This is a genomic window from Piscirickettsia litoralis (assembly GCF_001720395.1).
GTDB lineage: Bacteria > Pseudomonadota > Gammaproteobacteria > Piscirickettsiales > Piscirickettsiaceae > Piscirickettsia > Piscirickettsia litoralis.
In genome coordinates, this window is sequence record NZ_MDTU01000002.1 from 84,857 (window position 1) to 86,292 (window position 1,436).

2 protein-coding genes are annotated in these 1,436 nt (G+C 32.5%); both read left to right on the forward strand.

Annotated elements, in window-relative coordinates:
- Positions 1–64: 64 nt before the first annotated feature.
- On the forward strand, positions 65–778 hold the full coding sequence (locus BGC07_RS15375) for an MFS transporter (RefSeq protein WP_069313961.1): 714 nt from the start codon (positions 65–67) through the stop codon (positions 776–778).
- Between the two features lie 8 nt (positions 779–786).
- A partial coding sequence (locus BGC07_RS15380) for a POT-type proton-dependent oligopeptide transporter (protein ID WP_158006981.1) occupies positions 787–1,436 on the forward strand: 650 nt, incomplete at its 3' end.

Here is a 1,436-nt window from a genome sequence, read left to right on the forward strand (position 1 = left end):
ACTGTAGTTAATTTAAAAATAAAAAAACTATGAATGGTTTGTTTTTGGTTTAGATGGGCTGGTCATGAATAAGGCTATTATAGCAACAGTTGCGATTGCTATCCCCTGTATGATGTCAACAGGAATTCTGTTTTCTCTTACTGTTCTGTACTTTACTGGTGTTCTACATTTAGGCACTACTAAATCATATAATTTGAATACATCATTTTTTTCGCTATTTTACTGTCTGCCTCTTTTTGCGGGTTATTTGTCAGATAAGTACCTTGATGCTAAAAAAATATTGGTTATAGGGCTAACTTTTAGCTCTGCCGGTTTTTTCTTGCTTAGTATAAATATACTTTTGACTTTAAGTTTGACTTTCATGGCCGTTGGTGGAGGGTGCTTTCTTCCTAGTATTTGGAAGCTTTTAAATAATGCCGCTGATAGAGTGCCTAGAAAGCGTTTGAATTCTTTTGTTTTATCTTATTCGGCACTGGCGGTTTCTAGTTTGATTTCTTCTTTTTTAGCTGGCTTTGCTGCTAATAAGTATGGTTATAGTGTTGTATTTCTTATTGGTGCTATTTTCAACTTGATTTCATTGTGTGTGTTTTTTGTGAATCGAGGCTTGTATCCAAAGGCTAGCGCTTATTGCTCTAGTGGTTATGGTTTTATATTGCTAGCTGTGGGAATTGCATGCACTTACTTACTAATGTCTAACGCTACGCTGTGTGAATATATAATATACTTTACATCATTATCGATTGTTGTATTTTTTCATATCTATATATATAAGGAGTAATAAAGATTTTGAAAAAAGTAAAAATTTTTTCAATTTTTTTCGTTTGCTGTTTATATTGTGTTGTTTTCTGGATTTTTGCATCATTAACAGAAACAAGTATAACTCTATTTGTGAAAAATAATTTGGCTCGAGTTATCTGGGGTAGAGAAATTCCTGCTGGTTCTGTTATTTCTATATGGTATGCAGCAATGCTAATCACTATATTTATTTTAAAGAAGTTTAAAGGAGGAAATAACTTATTGAAGAATTTAAGGTGGGGAATGAATTTAACTATACTATCATACACTAGTGTAGTTATTGCGGCTACACTATTTGATGTAAATAGCCTGATGCCGTTTACTGTAATTATTATTTTTTATATACTTTTAGGTGGAGCTGAAGTACTAGTTCAGCCTACAGGAAATGCTGCTGCTGGTGATTTGATGCCTAAAAAGTATAGAGGTATTTCCTTGGGAATTTGGCAATTTTCAAGTGGATTAGGTGTAGAGCTATCTTTTCATTTAGCAAAAATAACAAGCCCTGCGGTCAACATTAAACTAATATCTAGTAATATAATATACAGGGAATCATTTTTGGTGTATGTTGTCTTGTGCATTTTTATGGCAGTCTTACTGTTTTTTATAAGTCAGATTTCTTTTGGGAAAAACCAAATCTACTA

Excerpts from the sequence above, each read along its gene's own strand:
- BGC07_RS15375 (WP_069313961.1), top strand. The coding sequence starts at position 65 with ATGAATAAGGCTATTATAGCAACAGTTGCGATTGCTATCCCCTGTATG.